Consider the following 16,559-nt stretch of genomic DNA (forward strand, 5'->3'; position numbering starts at 1 on the left):
GCTGGTGACGTTGCTGTTGCTGCTCGATTAACCGCCGAACTGGTCTTTTAGCCACTGTTCCGCGTCAGATTGAGGCATGCTCCAATATGATACGGTGTAAGCTTTGTAGAAGAACTCTTCCGCTGTGTCGGACTTTGCGGCGACTTTGCCGTCCAGAACATCCATGATCAGGTCAATCCGCCCATGTGCCGTTTCGACAGGCGGCAGACCCATTGACACCTTGAGGCTGGAATTTGGGTCATAGACCTGTTCAAACTCGACCGAGTCAAAGTCGACGCTGGCAACGATTTCAGTCAGCGGCTTTCCGTTGTCGAACTTGCCGCGACCCAGTTGTGCCAATCCGGCCATCGTACCAACTGTCAGGTTTGAGGCCTCTGAGTAGATCAGGTTCACCTCGGGGCGCTGCGTTAGCAGGTCGACGATGATCTGCTTGGCCGCTTCCTGGCCTTTGCTGCTATCCAACGCGCCAAGGTTCTCGGCACTTGGGTCAATCGACAAAACGCCTTCGGCGAATGGTGCTGTGCGGCCAGAGTTCACCTCGGTGTGGTTTGGCCATCCCAGTTGTACCATGACAATTGGCGTGTCTGGATGTGCCTCTTTCCAGGCTTTGGCCATCTCTGCGCCCATCTCGAACGACACGGCGGCCTCGTCGCTGCGTGCGGTCGGGATACCTGTATCTGTAATCGGGCTGAAAAATGACGTCATCACGATGTCATCCGCCAACGCATCCTCGACACCCGGCGTCGCGGCCTCTGCGTCCCAGATGTGCAGTGTCGCGGCATCAAAGCCACCTGCAACAACCTGATCGACGTTTTGGGTCATGACTGCCGAATCCGCACGTCCGTCAAAAACCACAACCTCTGCACCATACTTCTCCTTGGCATATCGCTGGGCCTCGGCGGCCTGAGATTGGTGAAATACGTTTGAAAGATCCGAGACAAAGAAAGCGATACGCTTTCCGTCTGCTGCAATTGCGCCGGTGCCCCCGGCAATGATCAAAGTCGTCGCCATCAGGCCCGCTTTGATAAGTGTCCTCCGCTGCATTTTTCTCGCTTCCCTTTTCATTTTTTCCTCCTAAAGCGTGGCGCGCTGACGTGGGTCAGATCGCCGGACCGCCATCCCATAATCCATCTCAAATTGGCGAAATGAAATTTATTGCAGTCTATGTTATTTTTGCCAATAGAAGGTTATGTGTCAATTGTTTTCTGGAAATTTGCGCGCGCAATTATTACTATCTAGAATGAGGCAATATCTTTTCTAACTAATTGAAAATAAATGTATAAAATTGACACATCCGTGGCTTGATCGCCCGGTATTTTGAAGACACAAAAACAACCAGAAAATCGTGTCCGTCACGATTTCTGTTAGCGCCCAAACAAACGGTTAGAAACGAATCTCTTTTTGGCGTCAGATGGTTTGAAGTTTCTGAACTGCGACCTCGGCGCGACCACTGATTTCGGTCTTGAATCGGGCGATGTGATCTGTTGACCCGTGCGCCAAAAGCGACTCTTGATCGGCCCAAATTTCGTGGATCAACGTCAATCCGAATTGCGTTTCAGACACAAATATTTCGTAGGCAAGACACCCATTTTCGGAGCGGGTTGCAGCGGCCAAACGTTCGATTGCCTCAGAGACAATTTCAGCTTCCTTTTCCCGTGCCATAATCCGGGCGAGGACTGTGATTTCGGTCATTTCACGCGCCCTTCCGGATCATGTCAGCAGCCTTTTCTGCAATCATGATCACAGGTGAAGCGGTATTGCCAGACACGATTTTCGGCATGATTGACGCGTCGATCACCCGCAATCCGTTCAGCCCGTGCACCCTAAGGTCTGGACCCACGACGGCACTTGGATCAGAGCCCATTTTGCAGGTTCCGACCGGGTGGAAAATTGTCGTGCCAATGTCGCCTGCTGCGCGCACCAAATCGGCCTGATCTGCGACGGTTGGACCAGGCAAAATCTCTTCTGGTGCATGTGGCACGAGGGCCTTAGCCGACATGATTTCTCGCGCCTGACGCACCGATTCCGCCGCGACGTGTTTGTCGCGCTCCGCTGAGAGATAGTTCAGACGAATTTCTGGTTGCACGTGGCGGTCATTCGACTGGATATGGCAATTTCCTACGCTTTCAGGACGCAAATTGCATACCGACATCGTGATGGCGGGGAAGGGATGCAGCGGGTCGCCCAGTTTATCGGTCGACAAAGGCTGAACGTGGTATTCCAAGTCTGGTGTTTCCAGCGAGGGATCAGACTTGGTGAACATACCAAACTGGCTGGGTGCCATAGACATTGGCCCCTTTTGGGTCAGTGCATACTGCAAGCCGATCTTCATCTTGCCAATTGGGCTATTGGCCAGAGTATTCAGAGTTCTGGCGTTTTGAACCTTGTAAACAGTCCGAATTTGCAAGTGATCCTGAAGGTTCTCGCCAACCCCTTCACTTTGATGCCGCGTATCTATACCGAATTGGGACAGCACTTCATGTGGTCCAATGCCCGACAATTGCAGGATTTTGGGCGAATTGATCGCACCCGCCGCCAGCAAGACTTCGGCCTTAACCTGGGCTGAGTAGGTCGTTCCACGGCGGTCATACCGCACCCCAGTGACTTGCCTTCCCTCAAGTTCCAGCGTCTCAACTTCGGCTTCGGTCACAACTCTCAGATTTTTGCGCTTGAGTGCCGGGCGCAGGAACGCCTTGGATGTGTTCCACCGCACGCCGTTCTTTTGGTTTACTTCAAAAAAACCGCTGCCCTCGTTGTTTCCGTCGTTGAAATCGCTCCTTGGCAACACGCCAAATTCTTTTGCGCCCTCTTGCACGGCTTTGAGGATATCCCACTCCAGCCGTTGCTTGGACACTTTCCATTCACCGCCCTGCTGGTGCAGATCGCTGCTTTCAGAATGGTGATCTTCGGATTTCAGGAAATAGGGCAACACATCGTCCCAGCCCCAACCCGTATTGCCCATCTGTCTCCATTGATCGTAGTCCGCCGCCTGACCTCGCATATAGATCATGCCATTGATCGAGCTGCACCCGCCCAAAACCTTGCCACGCGGATAGACAAGGCTGCGCCCGTTCAGGCCCGGTTCGGGGGCGGTTTTCATCATCCAATCAGTGCGGGGATTACCGATGCAATAGAGATACCCGACCGGGATATGAACCCAGTGGTAATTGTCGGACTTGCCCGCCTCGAGCAGCAAAACACGCGTCTTTGGGTTTTCGCTCAGCCGATTGGCCAAAACGCAGCCGGCTGTTCCCGCGCCAACAATGATATAATCGTAATCCCCATCCAGACGGGGCGGAGTCTTGGTGTTCATTCGTTTTTCGGTCTTGTTCAGCTAGCGTAATCGACCACAAGTTTGCCGACCATAGCACCGGTTTCGATGATCTCATGCGCGTTTTTGAGTGTCTGTGCGCTCAGCCCGTGTAACACACGGGTTTCAGTTGTGGAGATCACACCGTCATCCACCAATCGCGCCATTCGGTTCAGGATTTGCCCCTGCTTGGCCATATCCGGCGTGCCAAAGAGCGAGCGGGTGAACATCAATTCCCACATCAGAGCAGCAGATTTGCCCTGCAACGCCGAGATGTCCAACGTGTCGTCGGTTTCGACTATTGTGCCGATCCGCCCCTGTGGCGCAACGAGTTCACACATCGCGTCCCAATGCATGGATGTGTCCGCGTATTGCGCGATATATTGAATAAACTCCGGCCCCAGTGCGCGGGTTTCTGCAATCAATTCGCGGTGGTTCACCACATGATGCGCGCCCATTTTGCGGCACCATGCCGCCGTTTCCGGGCGAGAGGCCGTGGAAATCACGTTCAGCCCTGTCAGTTTGCGGGCCAACTGTGTGGTGATTGAGCCAACTCCGCCCGCGCCACCAATGATCAACAGGCTGGCTGGTGTCTCATCCACCGGGACTTGCAAGCGTTCAAACAGCATTTCCCACGCGGTCAGCGATACAAGGGGCAGGGCGGCTGCGGCGGGCTTAGAAACCGACTTTGGCGCATGCGCGACGATCCGGTGATCCACCGCCTGAAGCTCAGCATAAGAACCGGCGCGATTGGCGTCGCCTGCGTACCAAACCAGATCGCCAGCCTTGAAACCCGTTACATCCTTGCCAAGCGCCTCGACCGTGCCAACTGCGTCATAACCAAGGATAAACGGCTCTGCGTGGGGCGTATCAACGGCGGTGCGGATGCGTCGTTTGGCGTCGGCGGGGTTGATCGAAATCGCCTCAACCTTAACCAAAAGATCCGCATCACGCAGGTCAGGCGTGGGCAGGGTGACATCGGTAAGGCTGTCTTCGGCCTCAATTGGCAATGATTTCAAAAATCCAACGGCTTTCATGGCGCATCTCCTCAGGTGCTGGCGCGCGCCCAAAAGCTGCGCATGGTGTCAATCAGATCCAGATACGTGCTGTAGCGGTCCGAATAGTGCGCGCCCATTGACGCGTCTGGTTCAAAATGTTGCTTGGCGCGGGTCATGCGCGCGATGCCGTCGTCGTAGTCACTGACTTCGCCAACAGCCACAGCCGCGCCGATTGCGGCACCAAGCGCGCCTGTTTCGCGGGCTTCGGCCACCGTGATCGGTACGTCGAGGCAATCGGCAAACATCTGAGGCCAATGCGGGCTGCGCGAACCGCCGCCTGACAGCACCGCCCGATCAAAGCTGACACCTGCCGATTGCAGCACCTCGATGTGGCGACGATGCTCAAACATCACACCCTCAAAGAGCGCGCGCAGCATGTGACCTTCGCCATGCCACCCGGCCAGCCCGTAAAACCCGGCGCGAAATTCGGCACCTTGCCCGGATCCATATAGGAATGGGTGAAAGAACGGATCGTTCTTGGATGGCGAAACTTTACCAAGCAGATCGTTGCAGAATCCGAAGGGATCGTCGTGATGCGCGCCGCGCTCAACGAACTCGCGCACGTACCACTCCAGGTTTGCAGCTGATGTCGCGCTGGCCTCGATATTCACAAAACGGTTTGCCCCAAATCCAGACACCATAAAGACAGACGGATCTGTTACCGGGGCACTGGAGAACACCTGATTGATGCTCCACGTCCCGGCGATGATCGACGCTTCTCCGGCTTTCACCACGCCCGATCCCATCGCGCTCGACACTACGTCAAAATAGCCCCCAATAACTGGTGTGCCTTGCGCCAGCCCGGTGACTGCCGCTGCCTCGGCGGTGACAGTGCCAGCCACCTCGGCCGGATCAATCAGACGCGGCAACAGCCCGCGCGCGTCTGCAAGCCCGTAAAGCGCCAGCAATTCGTCATCATACCCACAGGCGGGCATCCGGGTCAGCCCACACCCGGACATGTCCGACAACTCGCTGACCCGTTCCCCGGTCAGCTGATATGTGATGAAATCTTTGCACAACAGCACTGTGCCGGCCTTGGCGTAGACCTCTGGTCGATGGCGTTTGATCCACGCCAACAGGGTCGGTGTCTGTGAAGGCCAAGGTTTTTGCAGGCAGATTTCGTGGAAACGGTCCCCGTGCGCCGCGCTCAGCTCAGCCGCGATATCGGCAGCGCGTGTGTCCAAAGATTGGATTCCAACCAACGGTGCGCCCGCCTGATCCAGCAAATACAACCCGTTGCCATGCCCAGCACAGCCAATGGCGGCAATTTGGTCCGCCGCCACACCTGCTTTGGTAAGGCATCCACGGATAGCTTCGCCTGAATTTAACCAAAGTTCGTTCAGATCGCGTTCCACATGTCCCGGTTCGGGGGTTGTGGACTGACCGTCAAGCGTGTGCATGGCGATCTGGCGCCCCTCAAGATCAAAGAGCACCGCCTTGATCACGGTATTGCCGGCGTCCAGCCCCAACAGGTATTTGCTGTTCTTAGCCACGGTTATAGATATCCCATGCTTTTTCGCCGTCCGCGTTGTTGTGGATCATTGCCATCAACGCGGCGACAACGGCTTTTGGGTTGTTATGCTGATAGATATTGCGCCCATAAACCATGCCCTTTGCGCCCTGAGCGATCATTGCGGCGGATTTCATCAACACAGTTTTGAGGTCTTCTTTGCCCCCGCCCCGCACCAGAACCGGCACGCGGGCGGCCTCGACCACACGATGGAAATCTTCGGGGTTTTCAGTGGGGTCGGCCTTTATTATGTCCGCGCCCATTTCCGAGGCGAGCCGCGTCAAAGTTACGATTTTTTCGGCGTTACCATCCACCTGATACCCACCGCGCACGTCATTGGGCAGCATCACCAACGGTTCGATCATCAGCGGCATTCCGTATTTGCGACATGCCTCGCGCACACGGCTGATATTGTCGACACATTGGCGGAACAACTCCGGTTCGTCCGGCAACATGAACAAGTTCACAACCACCGCCGCCGCATCCATTTCCAGCGCGCCAATGATCGGCTCGTCAGCGTTTTGCAACATCGACCACATAATGCGATGGCGCTGGTCGTTATAAGGGTTGCCCATGTCGATACGCATCACCAGCGCTGGTTTGTCTTTCTCCGGGCGGTTTTGCAGCAGATCCGCCTGACCATAGGCGCATTGTATCGCGTCCGGTTTGGCCCTGATCAGCGTATCCATCACGCCGGGCATGTCCTCCAGACCAACCATAAAGCTGGGTTCGTTGCAGACGCCGTGATCAATTGCGACGTCCAGACAGCCGCCATTGGTAAACATCCGATTCATGCGGGCTTTGGTGCTTACGCGCATTCTGTTCTCCGTTCATTGTGTCCTGTGGTCAGGGCATCGGGGCTTACGCCGTAATACTCTGTCAGTTCGTGGATGAGCGCCTCTTGCTGTTGCTTGATGCTTTCGGCGCTCAGGTCGCGCTCTTGGGCAAGGATCGCACTCAGGGCGTCCAGTACGCCCGATGTCATCTGTCCGGTGATTGCCAGTGCGGTACGACGCAGCGCGATATCCGAAAGCGTTTCAATATATTCCGTGCGCAACAGCCAGCTAATTTCGGCTTGTGAGTAAGGGCTTCCCGAGATCAGTGGGGCGTCATTTTGCGTCAGGCAGAACCGCGCCACGTCGTGTGCGTTGCTGCCATAGTGATCGATCAAATGGGCCGCGCGGTTAGGAGAGAGGGCAAAGGCGTCGCTCAGTTTGCGGGCCAGAACTTCTGGTGTTTCGCGAAACCCCGCGCCGCCGCCAATGGGTAAATTCAGTGTCGAGAGACGGCGCTCGCGCCCGATTTCGGCCAGCACCATCTCGCCTGTCTGCTCGGCAAAGGCGCGAAATGTGGTCCATTTGCCCCCAACCATGCAGAATTGCACAGGCGCGCCAGCGAGTCGGCGCGTGTCGTGGCCGCGTGAAATCCGCCCGGTGAAATCATGGTCGCTTTTGGGTAGTGGGCGAATGCCGGAATAACTGAACACAACTTGATCCGGCGTGACGTCGATTTCCGGGAACACCAATCTAAGCGAGCCAAGAATATAGTCCCGCTCGTCCGGTTCACAGCGCACGCGTGTTGCCTTGTCGACGCGAATATCGGTCGATCCGGCCAAAACCTTTCCCTGATAGGGAAAGACAATGCACACCCTGCCGTCGGTGTTTTCAAAATACACCATGTGCTCGCCAAGCGCATTAAGCAGCGCGGCGTTGTCGATGATCAGGTGTGACCCTTTGGTGCCTGACACCATCGTTTCATTTGCTCCGCCGCCCAGGCTTTGGACCGTGTCGTCCAGCCATGCTCCAGTCGCGTTCACAATTACCTTGGGATTGACGCTAAGGGTCTCGTCACTGCGGCGGTCGGTGACGTGGTACGCCGCGCCGTCTTTGTGCATCTCCGCATAGTTGAAGGCCGCACATTCCGGTGCCGTCGCAGCAATATCGCGGATCATTTCCACGCAAAGCCGTTCTGGATGTGTGATTTGCGCGTCGTGATACACGGCGGAACGGGTCGCCTTGTCTGTTAGTGCGGGCCAGAACCGGCGGGTTTGCGCACCTGTGTTGAAATGATGTTTGGGCAGTACACGGCGTTTGCGTGTAACCCAGTCATAAAGTGACAGCCCCAGCTTGATCGGTACGGCGCCACGGCTGGATGGCTTTCCAGTGCCGCCGAAAAAACTAGCGGCGGCGTTGAACACCCCGGAAAATGTTGAGGTGATTGGAATGACTGTCGGCAGTGGATGAACCATATGCGGCGCATTTCGCAAAAGCGCGTCACGCTCTTGCAACGACTCGCGCACCAGATCGAATTCACCATTCTCAAGATAGCGCAGCCCACCGTGGATCATCCGTGATGGCGCTGCGCTACAACCTGATGCAAAGTCGTTGCGCTCAACCAACAATACCCGCAGCCCTTGCAAGGCAAGCTCGCGATAAACGCCTATCCCATTGACGCCGCCGCCTATCACGACAACGTCGAAATCCGCGTTGCTGCGCAGCTGTGTCAGGGTCTGTTGTCGTTGGTCTGACATGGCGTGTCCGTATTGTTAATGGGCTTGGGTAATGTGGGTGGAGCTGGCAATCAGCTGTCCAGATCGCTCAAATGCGCGCGCGCCTGCGCCTCGATCTCGGCGATCTGATCAGCGCTCAGCCGCAGCATCCCCGCCTTGGCATTCTCGGTCGCCTGCGATGCATCGCGTGCGCCGCAGAGCGAAAAGGTGATGCCCGGCTGTTGAACAGTCCAGGCAATCACTGTCTGGGCCAGCGTGGCGCCGTGCGCTTGTGCAATGGGTGTTATGGCTTGCATCAGGTCAGCCACCTTTTGGCGGTTGGCCATGGAAAACCGCGGGTTGTCCTTGCGCTGATCATCGCCTTCAAACACGCGGTCCGGGCCGATTTTGCCGCTGAGCAACCCGAGTGCCAGAGACGAGTAGCTGAGAACCGACACGCCATTGTCGCGACACACCGGCAGTAGCGTGCCCTCGATGTCGCGTTTGACCATCGAATATTCTTCCTGAATGGCATCCAGCTGACCCGCAGCGATGTAGGCCTGTGTTTCTTCGACCGAGGTGTTGCTGGCCCCGATAGAGCGGATCTTGCCCTGAGATTTCAGCGCCTCAAGCGCTTCCATCGTTTCGTCAATCGGGGTGGTCGGATCCTGCCAATGGGTGATGTAGTGATCGATATAGTCAGTCCGCAGCCTCTTAAGGCTTTGTTCCACCTCATAGATTATCGCATCTTTGCCTAGATAACGGTGCACCGGCGCACCATCGAAGTCAAAGAAGTGGTTGCCCTTTTGCGTATGCCAGACCAGTCCGCATTTGGTGGCCAAGACCACTTTGTCGCGCCGCTCTTGCAGGGCCTTGCCAACAATGTCTTCGGCTACACCCTGGCCATAGGCCGGGGCAGTGTCGATCAAGGTCACGCCAGCATCGACCGATGCTTGAATTGCTGCGATGGACTTGGCCTCGTCGGTGCCGCCCCACATCCAGCCGCCAATAGCCCATGTGCCCAGCCCGATCACCGAGGCCTGAATGCCCGAATTGCCAATCTCCCGTGTCAGCATGTCACCGGTCATTGCTCTGTTCCTTCCTTGTCCTGTGGTGCGGCCGTTGCAGCATATTTGTTGTTGGGCTGGTGAGCGGCATTGCGCACTCACGCCCGCCTTTTGTTGAGGTAATGATCTATCGTAACTGCGGCGAGCAGGATCGAGCCGCGAATAATATCCTGCCAGTAGACGGACACATCCAGCAACGCCAAGGAGCTGGAGACCAGAGACAACAGAATCACACCCAGAATGGCCCCAAGGATCGACCCCGAGCCGCCGTTCAGGCTCGCCCCGCCAATGACCGCTGCCGCGATGATAGTCAGCTCTAATCCCAATCCGAATGTCGGTTGGGCCGATCCAAACCGCGCCATGTAGATAATGCCGGCAACACCACACAGAGTTGAACACAGCGTGGTTGTCAGAAAGATCACCTTTTTGGTGCGAATACCGGAATAGGCCGCGGCCTTTTCGTTGCTGCCGGTATAGAAAACTTTGCGAAACATCGTCGTGCGGCGCAGCATAAAGTCAAAAGCGATCACAAAGACGAGGAAGATCACGATCACAATCGGGATCGGGCCGATTGTGCCCTGGCCGATGAACTTGAACTCTGGTGGCAGTGTATAAAGCCCCAGCGGACGGCCACCGGTGAACAACAGGCAGGCACCCCGTGCAATCACCATGACCGCCAGCGAAACGATGAAATGATGAAGCCCGATGCGGGTGACGAAAAACCCCATAAACGCCCCGATCCCGGTGCATAGTGCGATGGAAATGCCCGATGCGACCCATGGGTCAATGCCGCTCAGAAACAGCCACCCCGCGATCACCATCGCCAACGCCGTGACCGACCCGACCGACAAGTCAATTCCGCCGGAAATCAGCAGGATCGTCATCCCAACGACAAGAATGCCATCGACGGCAAACGCCATTGACATCGCCCGCATGTTTGCCCAAGTCAGAAAGTAAGGCGAGGCGAAGGACATGATGAAAAACAGTCCAAGAATGATCACGATCAGCCCGGTTTCCCGCATCCGCAGCAGCCGTTTGTAAAATGGTGCGGCCTCTGCTGAAACGGTGCCTTCACCTGCCAGGTTAGCTGTGCTGTCCATTGTCTTCTCAGCCCTTATGCAACTGCTGCGTCCGCATCCATGACCGAGGCCAGATGCATTATGTTTTCTTCTGTCATCGCGTCACCAGCGACCTGCCCGCTGATGCGCCCTTCACGGACCACCAGCACCCGGTCGCAAACCCCGATCAGTTCAGGAAGTTCGGATGAGATCACGACAATCCCCACACCGTCATGCGCCAGGTCCCGCAAAATACGGTGAATTTCCGATTTGGCGCCGACGTCGACACCGCGTGTCGGCTCATCCAGAAAGATCAGGCGCGGGTTCACCGATAACAGTTTGGCCAGCGCCACCTTTTGCTGGTTACCACCAGAGAGCGACGATACCGGGTCACTTAGGGAGCCGCATTTCAGGTTCAGCTTGCGTCCTAATGCGTCCGCCTGAGCCATTTCTGCGCCCGATTGGATCAGGCCCATGCCATTGGCCACCTGTTCCAGCTTTAATGCAGAAATATTGGCGGCAATCGGCAAGTCCAAAAACACGCCATCTCCTTTGCGATCCTCTGAAAGATAGACAATCCCGTTGGCGATGCTGTCTTGATAATTCTTCAGCTTGAGCGGCGTACCATTGAGTAAAACGTCACCACTGACGCTGCCCTCTAACTGGCAGATACCTTTGACAATCTCGCTACGCCCCGCGCCAATCAATCCGGCAATCCCGAGGATTTCGCCACGCTTGAGGGCAAAAGAGACATCGTGAAACCGCTTCGCGTCGCTCAGGTTACGCACTTCGAGTATGGCCTCGTCACTTCGTGCTTCTGCGCGTTGTTTTTCCGGGTAAAGCTCATCGATCACGCGCCCGACCATGGCGTTGACCACGTCGCTGGGCCCAACGTCTTTTACGTTTTGGGTGACAATATGCTGCCCGTCACGAAACACCGAAACCCGGTCGCAATTGTCAAAAATCTCAACCATCCGGTGCGAGATATAGATGATGGAAATGCCCTGATCGGCCAGTCGACGCATGATTGCGAACAGCGTTTGTGCCTCGGCTTCGGTCAGGGCGGCGGTTGGTTCGTCCAGAATGAGGATGCGGCAATCCAGTGTTAGCGCCTTGGCGATCTCGACCAGCTGCTGGTTCGAAATTGACAGGCTTTTGACCAGAACCGAAGGATCAATGTCGCTGAGCTGCTTGAAGACATCGATGGCTTCGCGCTCAAGCTTGCGGTAATCCATCAGCCACGACCGGCTGACATTGGTTTTGGCCATAAAGATATTTTCGGCCACGGACACATCCGGGCACAGGGCGATTTCCTGATGTACAAACCCAATGCCAAGCCGCTGCGCCTTTGTTGGCGAAGTGATCTTGACCGAAGCGCCATCCAAAATGATCTGGCCGCTATCGGGTTGCAGGATGCCGTCGATCACATTCATCAGCGTCGACTTACCCGCACCATTTTCCCCGGCGATCGCGTGGATCTCTCCTTTTCGGAGCTCAAAATCGATCCCACGCAATGCTTTGACCGGGCCAAAGGACTTGCTGAGGTTCGAGATGTTGAGGATCACATCGTCTTGCATTGCGCTACCTGTTCAGGGGCATGGTGAAAAGAGGGTTGGCCGCCCGCAGCGCTGGGCACGGGCGGCCAGTTGGGTCAGGACGCGTCGCGGCCATCCATGTACACATTCAAGTCAAAGCTGTCGGCGTTGTCCTGGGTGATCACGGCAAACCCGTTGTCCACAAATGGGATCTGCACGGGGTTGAAACCGCTGGTTTTCCAATCGTTGAACGGATCAAAGATCTCGGAACGGTTGGCCATATGCACCGCCATAAAGCCCATGAACCCTTGAACACCTTGGTTGGGGTTCAGCGACATATGGATATTGCCGGCGCGGATATGTTCCAACGTGGTTGGTGTCACGTCGGCGTGCATGATCAAGATGTCAGAACCTGCTTCCAACTTGGCAGCTACGGCTCCTTCTGCTGAACCGGCTTCCGGTATCCAGATAGCTGCGACTTCTGGATTGGCCTGAATGATCGATGAAGTGGCGCGATAGGCTGCGTTGCTGTCCTGATTTGTTGCCTGACGTCCGACCAGTTTCATGTTCGGATAGTTCGCTTCCATATAGGCGATCAGGGACGTGACGCGCAGGTCGTGATTGGATTGCCCCGGGTTTTCCAGAACCGCATATTCGGCGCTGTCGCCGACCTGTTTGACGATCTCTTCCGCTGCAAATTTTGCCTCGGCGTGGTTGTCAGACGTGATGTAGGCGGTGCGGTTCGATTTGGGTGAATCCGCCGCGAATGTCACGATCTCGGTTCCATTACCAATCGCGCGATTAATCGGTTCAATGAACGGGTCCGACTGCATCGGATGCAACAACACGCCGGCGGGCGATTTCACCATGTCCTGCTCGAACGAAGCAATCTGCTTGGTGATGTCGTAATCCGGTGTGCCTGAGAATACTGTCTCACACCCAAACGCCTCTGCGGCTTGTTTGAACCCTTGATAGACTGGCACCCAATAAGGATGGCCGGACACCATGACGTTCATGATATAGGTTTCGCCCGGCTCGCACATGATGCCCTCTGCGGATGCAGGTGCACTGGTCATTCCTGCGGCTGCAATGACGGCGGGCGCAATTAATCCGTTTACTTTCAGATGTTTCATAGAACTCCTCCCAAGAGCTTGCCCTTGCGGTGTCTTGACATTCTTCCTCCAAGAACATCACGATTGCAAGAAATTTCACAAAGCGCTTATTTTTGCACTGCCTAATGCATAATGGGAGAGCTGTAGAATCGTCAACCAGAATTTGAATAAATTTTACCATGTGAAATTTATTACACACCATCTGAACAAAAACCCCGGCGCACTTTCAAAGAGGCCGGGGTGTCTGGTTCAATCGCGGCTGACTTAGAGAGGTCAGAGCCGGTTCAGTAACGCCGGGGTTGGCCACGCATCTGCTGGCATACCCAGTCGCGCCTGTTCTTTTTGCACGGCCGCACGGGTCAGCTTCCCAAGGATACCATCCACTTTGCCCACGTCATGCCCGCGCGCCTTGAGTTTGGTTTGCAGCTGTTTCATCTGCCCGCTCGACAATCCTTGGTCGGGTTTGCCCGCATCATAACGCGGCGCGCCTTCCAGCCGGGTTGCGAAATAGGCTGCGGTGGTCACATAGACAAAGCTCTTGTTCCACTCGAAATACACGCGATAGTTCGGGTAAGCGAGGAACGCAGGGCCATTGCGCCCTTGCGGCAGAAGCAACGACGCCGGCAAGTTCGCCAGTTGTCCAGCACGCGGTTTGACACCCATACGCGCCCATTCGCTGGTTTTCATCTGGTGATCCAGTCCGGACTTCGTCCAGTCAATATTCTGCGGAACAACCACTTCCTGCAACCAAGGCTCGCCCTTGCGCCAACCCAGATGGTTTAGCATCTTACCGCCCGACATCAGCGCATCTGGCGCTGAGGTTTTCAGGCTGACCTTGCCATCACCATCACCATCCACACCGTTTTTAATGATGTCCGCAGGCAGCATTTGCACCATGCCAATTTCACCGGCCCATGCGCCGGTGGTTTTGGTCGGGCTGAAATTACCGCTTTCATAAAGCTCTAGTGCAGCGAAAACCTGAGGTCGGAACAGGGCAGGGCGGCGGCAGTCATGCGATAGCGTCACCAGCGAGTTTAACGTGTTGAAATTCCCTTGAAACGCGCCGAAATCCGTCTCAAACGCCCAGAACGCCAATAATACGCCGCGCGACACGCCGTATTTTCGTTCGATCTGGTCGAACACGGCACGATACTGCGCCTCTTTCTTGCGCCCGTTGTCGATGCGGTTCTGGCTGATCAGACGTTGCGAAAAATCAAGGAACGGCATCTGGAACACACCCTGTGATCGGTCCGCGTTCAGCGTTTTCTGATCTTGGCGTACATTGGCAAAAAAGCGATCCACCGACGCCTTGGAATGGCCTTTCTGGACGGCCTCTTTCTTGAGTCCGTTGACAAAACTATTGAACGATCCACCACAGGGAACCGACGCCAACGCGGTGCCCGCGCTGAGCGTAAGGGCGGCAAGAACAGTGAAAAAGCGCATTTTGAAACCTCTTAACGAATTTTCAGGAACGTTAACAGGAAGCAGGCGTAGAGCAAGGCCCGGACAGGGTTCAGAACAGTGAAATCACAATCACAATTGCGAGGAATGCGCCCCAGCTGCGCCAAAGCGCGGTGCAGCAGGCGTCGATGTCTTGCGGCCCCAAATCCCGGCGTCCGTGCGGATTTACGAAAGGAAAGTCCCGCATTTTGCCGTCATAGGCGCGTGGTCCGGCGATGGCCGCATTGATCGCTCGCGCCATCGCGGACTCGGGCCAGCCCGCGTTTGGTGAGCGGTGCAATTTGGCGTCCGCCCGAATGGCGCGCCAACCATGCAGCCCGGAATGGGTCGCGGCTATCAGCAGCGCGGTCAGCCGTGCAGGGATCAGGTTGAGCACATCATCCAGCCGGGCAGCGGCCCAGCCAAAGGCGGCATAGCGCTCGTTTTTGTATCCAATCATGCTGTCGCCGGTGTTGACGATCTTGTAGATCAACACCCCCGGCAATCCGCCGATCAAGTACCAAAACGCAGGCGCAATGATCCCGTCCGACAGGTTTTCTGCGCCAGACTCGATGGCGGACCGTGCCACTGCACTTTGGTCCATTGCCTTTGTGTCCCGGCTGACGATCCGCGCAACCATCATGCGACCATCCCCTAGCGAAAGGCGCAACGCGTCACCCACAGCGCGGACATGATCTACCAGCGCGCGCTGTGCGAGCAAAGCTGCAACCAACAGCATTTCCGGCAACCATCCCAAGGCGGACACGAACCGCCCCAACCCCCACGCGCCCAGCACCAGCGCCAGTATTAGAAACACACCGCTCGCACGGCGCCTGCCGCCCTTGTTGAGCCGTTTCTCCGCCCAGCCAATCGCGCGACCCATCAGGACCGCCGGGTGGGGCACACGTTTCCATGCCCAGTTCGGCTCTCCCAAGGCGGCATCCAAAAGCATTGCCCAGATCAGAATACACGCCGTGTTCATAGCGCTGCCTCAAGCTGGTTCCAGCGTCCCGGTGCGGGCAGGCCAAGCCGGAGAAATGTCTTTGAATACGGAAAGATGCGGCTCCAGACATGGTGCTGGGCCAATCGGTTCTGCCATTGTGTAGCGTCATCCACGTCGTAGAGACGGAACAAGGATGTCCCCCCAGCCAATGTGCCGCCTGCGTTTGTCATCAGCGCATCCAGCCGGTCGCCATCCGATTGCAGCCGCGCCCGCGTAGTTTGCGCCCACGACGGATCAGTCAAGGCCGCCGCCCCAATCTGCAATGCAGGTCCGGATACCGCCCATGGCCCCGTCATGTCGGCCATCCGCGCAATCAATTCGGGATCGCCCAGCAGAAATCCCAGCCGCAACCCCGCCAGCCCCCAGAATTTGCCAAAGCTTTTGAGGATCAAACGTCCCGGTACAACTCCGTCACTGACAAAGCTCTCGTTTGGACAAACATCGCAAAAGCTTTCATCAATCACCGTTAAAGGGGCGTTCAGATCGTCGCGCGCCCATAGCCGACCAGTGGGGTTGTTCGGATGCACCAGCACTCGCGCATTTGCCGGGTCGCCCACGGTCCAGCCTTGCGCCAGAAAGGCCGCAGTGTGTTCGTTGTAGGTGGGTTTGGGGATATCCACCGTTCCGCGCTTGGTTAACGCTGGGATGCGCGCAATCAATGCTGACGCGCCGGGGGCAGCCAAGACACCCATGTCTTCGGGCACATTCCAAAAGGCGCGTGCCGCGTCCACCAAAACCGCTTGTGCGCCCTTGTCGGGCAGCTCGGCCCAAACGGTAGTTGGCACGTGGCGCACTGGATAAGGTACAGGGTTTATCCCGGTCGAAAGATCAAGCCAAGCGTCGCGCGATCCACCCCATCTGGCAACGGCCGCGTCCACACCACCGCCATGATCACGCGTGTTCTGGTTAATCAGTGACGCGATTGTCATTTGCGCTCTCCCAAGGTTCACGGCGTTGAAGCCGAAATTCACGTTCTTG

14 protein-coding genes are annotated in these 16,559 nt (G+C 56.4%); all 14 read right to left on the reverse strand.

The genetic code is table 11. From position 1 onward, the window contains the following. Positions 1 to 27: 27 nt before the first annotated feature. Positions 28 to 1,044, reverse strand: coding sequence for a sugar ABC transporter substrate-binding protein (locus CLV88_RS17420; protein ID WP_106609691.1), 1,017 nt, complete (start codon positions 1,042 to 1,044; stop codon positions 28 to 30). A 363-nt stretch (positions 1,045 to 1,407) separates the two neighbouring features. Next, on the reverse strand, positions 1,408 to 1,692 hold the full coding sequence (locus tag CLV88_RS17425; RefSeq protein WP_106609692.1) for a putative quinol monooxygenase: 285 nt from the start codon (positions 1,690 to 1,692) through the stop codon (positions 1,408 to 1,410). A gap of 1 nt (position 1,693) precedes the next feature. Then, the gene (locus CLV88_RS17430; RefSeq protein WP_106609693.1) at positions 1,694 to 3,313 is read right to left on the reverse strand and encodes a GMC family oxidoreductase; all 1,620 of its coding nucleotides are present in this window, start codon (positions 3,311 to 3,313) and stop codon (positions 1,694 to 1,696) included. A gap of 17 nt (positions 3,314 to 3,330) precedes the next feature. Further along, entirely contained in the window at positions 3,331 to 4,347 is a 1,017-nt protein-coding gene (locus tag CLV88_RS17435) for a zinc-binding alcohol dehydrogenase family protein (protein WP_106609694.1), read from the reverse strand. Positions 4,348 to 4,358: 11 nt separating this feature from the next. Further along, positions 4,359 to 5,861, reverse strand: coding sequence for an FGGY-family carbohydrate kinase (locus CLV88_RS17440; RefSeq protein WP_243403708.1), 1,503 nt, complete (start codon positions 5,859 to 5,861; stop codon positions 4,359 to 4,361). Further along, positions 5,854 to 6,696 carry a class I fructose-bisphosphate aldolase gene (locus CLV88_RS17445; protein WP_106609695.1) on the reverse strand — a complete coding sequence of 281 codons (843 nt, stop codon included), beginning with the start codon at positions 6,694 to 6,696 and terminating at the stop codon, positions 5,854 to 5,856. Before CLV88_RS17445 ends, CLV88_RS17440 begins: the two co-directional genes overlap by 8 nt. Beyond that, entirely contained in the window at positions 6,687 to 8,408 is a 1,722-nt protein-coding gene (locus tag CLV88_RS17450; RefSeq protein ID WP_106609696.1) for a glycerol-3-phosphate dehydrogenase/oxidase, read from the reverse strand. The genes CLV88_RS17445 and CLV88_RS17450 overlap by 10 nt, the downstream gene beginning before the upstream one ends. A gap of 50 nt (positions 8,409 to 8,458) precedes the next feature. Continuing rightward, positions 8,459 to 9,454: an aldo/keto reductase gene (locus tag CLV88_RS17455; protein WP_106609697.1), complete on the reverse strand. Its 996-nt coding sequence runs from the start codon at positions 9,452 to 9,454 to the stop codon at positions 8,459 to 8,461. A gap of 77 nt (positions 9,455 to 9,531) precedes the next feature. After that, the gene (locus CLV88_RS17460; protein WP_106609698.1) at positions 9,532 to 10,533 is read right to left on the reverse strand and encodes an ABC transporter permease; all 1,002 of its coding nucleotides are present in this window, start codon (positions 10,531 to 10,533) and stop codon (positions 9,532 to 9,534) included. A gap of 14 nt (positions 10,534 to 10,547) precedes the next feature. Then, positions 10,548 to 12,068, reverse strand: a complete 1,521-nt coding sequence (locus CLV88_RS17465) for a sugar ABC transporter ATP-binding protein (protein WP_106609699.1) — start codon at positions 12,066 to 12,068, stop codon at positions 10,548 to 10,550. Between the two features lie 74 nt (positions 12,069 to 12,142). Next, on the reverse strand, positions 12,143 to 13,159 hold the full coding sequence (locus CLV88_RS17470; RefSeq protein ID WP_106609700.1) for a substrate-binding domain-containing protein: 1,017 nt from the start codon (positions 13,157 to 13,159) through the stop codon (positions 12,143 to 12,145). A 252-nt stretch (positions 13,160 to 13,411) separates the two neighbouring features. Then, positions 13,412 to 14,581, reverse strand: coding sequence for a lytic murein transglycosylase (locus tag CLV88_RS17475; protein ID WP_106609701.1), 1,170 nt, complete (start codon positions 14,579 to 14,581; stop codon positions 13,412 to 13,414). A gap of 70 nt (positions 14,582 to 14,651) precedes the next feature. Continuing rightward, positions 14,652 to 15,560 carry an adenosylcobinamide-phosphate synthase CbiB gene (gene cbiB, locus CLV88_RS17480; protein ID WP_106609702.1) on the reverse strand — a complete coding sequence of 303 codons (909 nt, stop codon included), beginning with the start codon at positions 15,558 to 15,560 and terminating at the stop codon, positions 14,652 to 14,654. Beyond that, positions 15,557 to 16,510, reverse strand: a complete 954-nt coding sequence (locus tag CLV88_RS17485) for a threonine-phosphate decarboxylase (RefSeq protein WP_106609703.1) — start codon at positions 16,508 to 16,510, stop codon at positions 15,557 to 15,559. Before CLV88_RS17485 ends, cbiB begins: the two co-directional genes overlap by 4 nt. Between the last annotated feature and the right edge of the window lie 49 nt (positions 16,511 to 16,559).

The organism is Shimia abyssi, assembly GCF_003014475.1.
Classification (GTDB): domain Bacteria; phylum Pseudomonadota; class Alphaproteobacteria; order Rhodobacterales; family Rhodobacteraceae; genus Shimia; species Shimia abyssi.

Excerpts from the sequence above, each read along its gene's own strand:
- CLV88_RS17420 (WP_106609691.1), bottom strand. The coding sequence starts at position 1,044 with ATGCAGCGGAGGACACTTATCAAAGCGGGCCTGATGGCGACGACTTTG.
- CLV88_RS17425 (WP_106609692.1), bottom strand. The coding sequence starts at position 1,692 with ATGACCGAAATCACAGTCCTCGCCCGGATTATGGCACGGGAAAAGGAA.
- CLV88_RS17430 (WP_106609693.1), bottom strand. The coding sequence starts at position 3,313 with ATGAACACCAAGACTCCGCCCCGTCTGGATGGGGATTACGATTATATC.
- CLV88_RS17435 (WP_106609694.1), bottom strand. The coding sequence starts at position 4,347 with ATGAAAGCCGTTGGATTTTTGAAATCATTGCCAATTGAGGCCGAAGAC.
- CLV88_RS17445 (WP_106609695.1), bottom strand. The coding sequence starts at position 6,696 with ATGCGCGTAAGCACCAAAGCCCGCATGAATCGGATGTTTACCAATGGC.
- CLV88_RS17450 (WP_106609696.1), bottom strand. The coding sequence starts at position 8,408 with ATGTCAGACCAACGACAACAGACCCTGACACAGCTGCGCAGCAACGCG.
- CLV88_RS17455 (WP_106609697.1), bottom strand. The coding sequence starts at position 9,454 with ATGACCGGTGACATGCTGACACGGGAGATTGGCAATTCGGGCATTCAG.
- CLV88_RS17460 (WP_106609698.1), bottom strand. The coding sequence starts at position 10,533 with ATGGACAGCACAGCTAACCTGGCAGGTGAAGGCACCGTTTCAGCAGAG.
- CLV88_RS17465 (WP_106609699.1), bottom strand. The coding sequence starts at position 12,068 with ATGCAAGACGATGTGATCCTCAACATCTCGAACCTCAGCAAGTCCTTT.
- CLV88_RS17470 (WP_106609700.1), bottom strand. The coding sequence starts at position 13,159 with ATGAAACATCTGAAAGTAAACGGATTAATTGCGCCCGCCGTCATTGCA.
- CLV88_RS17475 (WP_106609701.1), bottom strand. The coding sequence starts at position 14,581 with ATGCGCTTTTTCACTGTTCTTGCCGCCCTTACGCTCAGCGCGGGCACC.
- cbiB (WP_106609702.1), bottom strand. The coding sequence starts at position 15,560 with ATGAACACGGCGTGTATTCTGATCTGGGCAATGCTTTTGGATGCCGCC.
- CLV88_RS17485 (WP_106609703.1), bottom strand. The coding sequence starts at position 16,510 with ATGACAATCGCGTCACTGATTAACCAGAACACGCGTGATCATGGCGGT.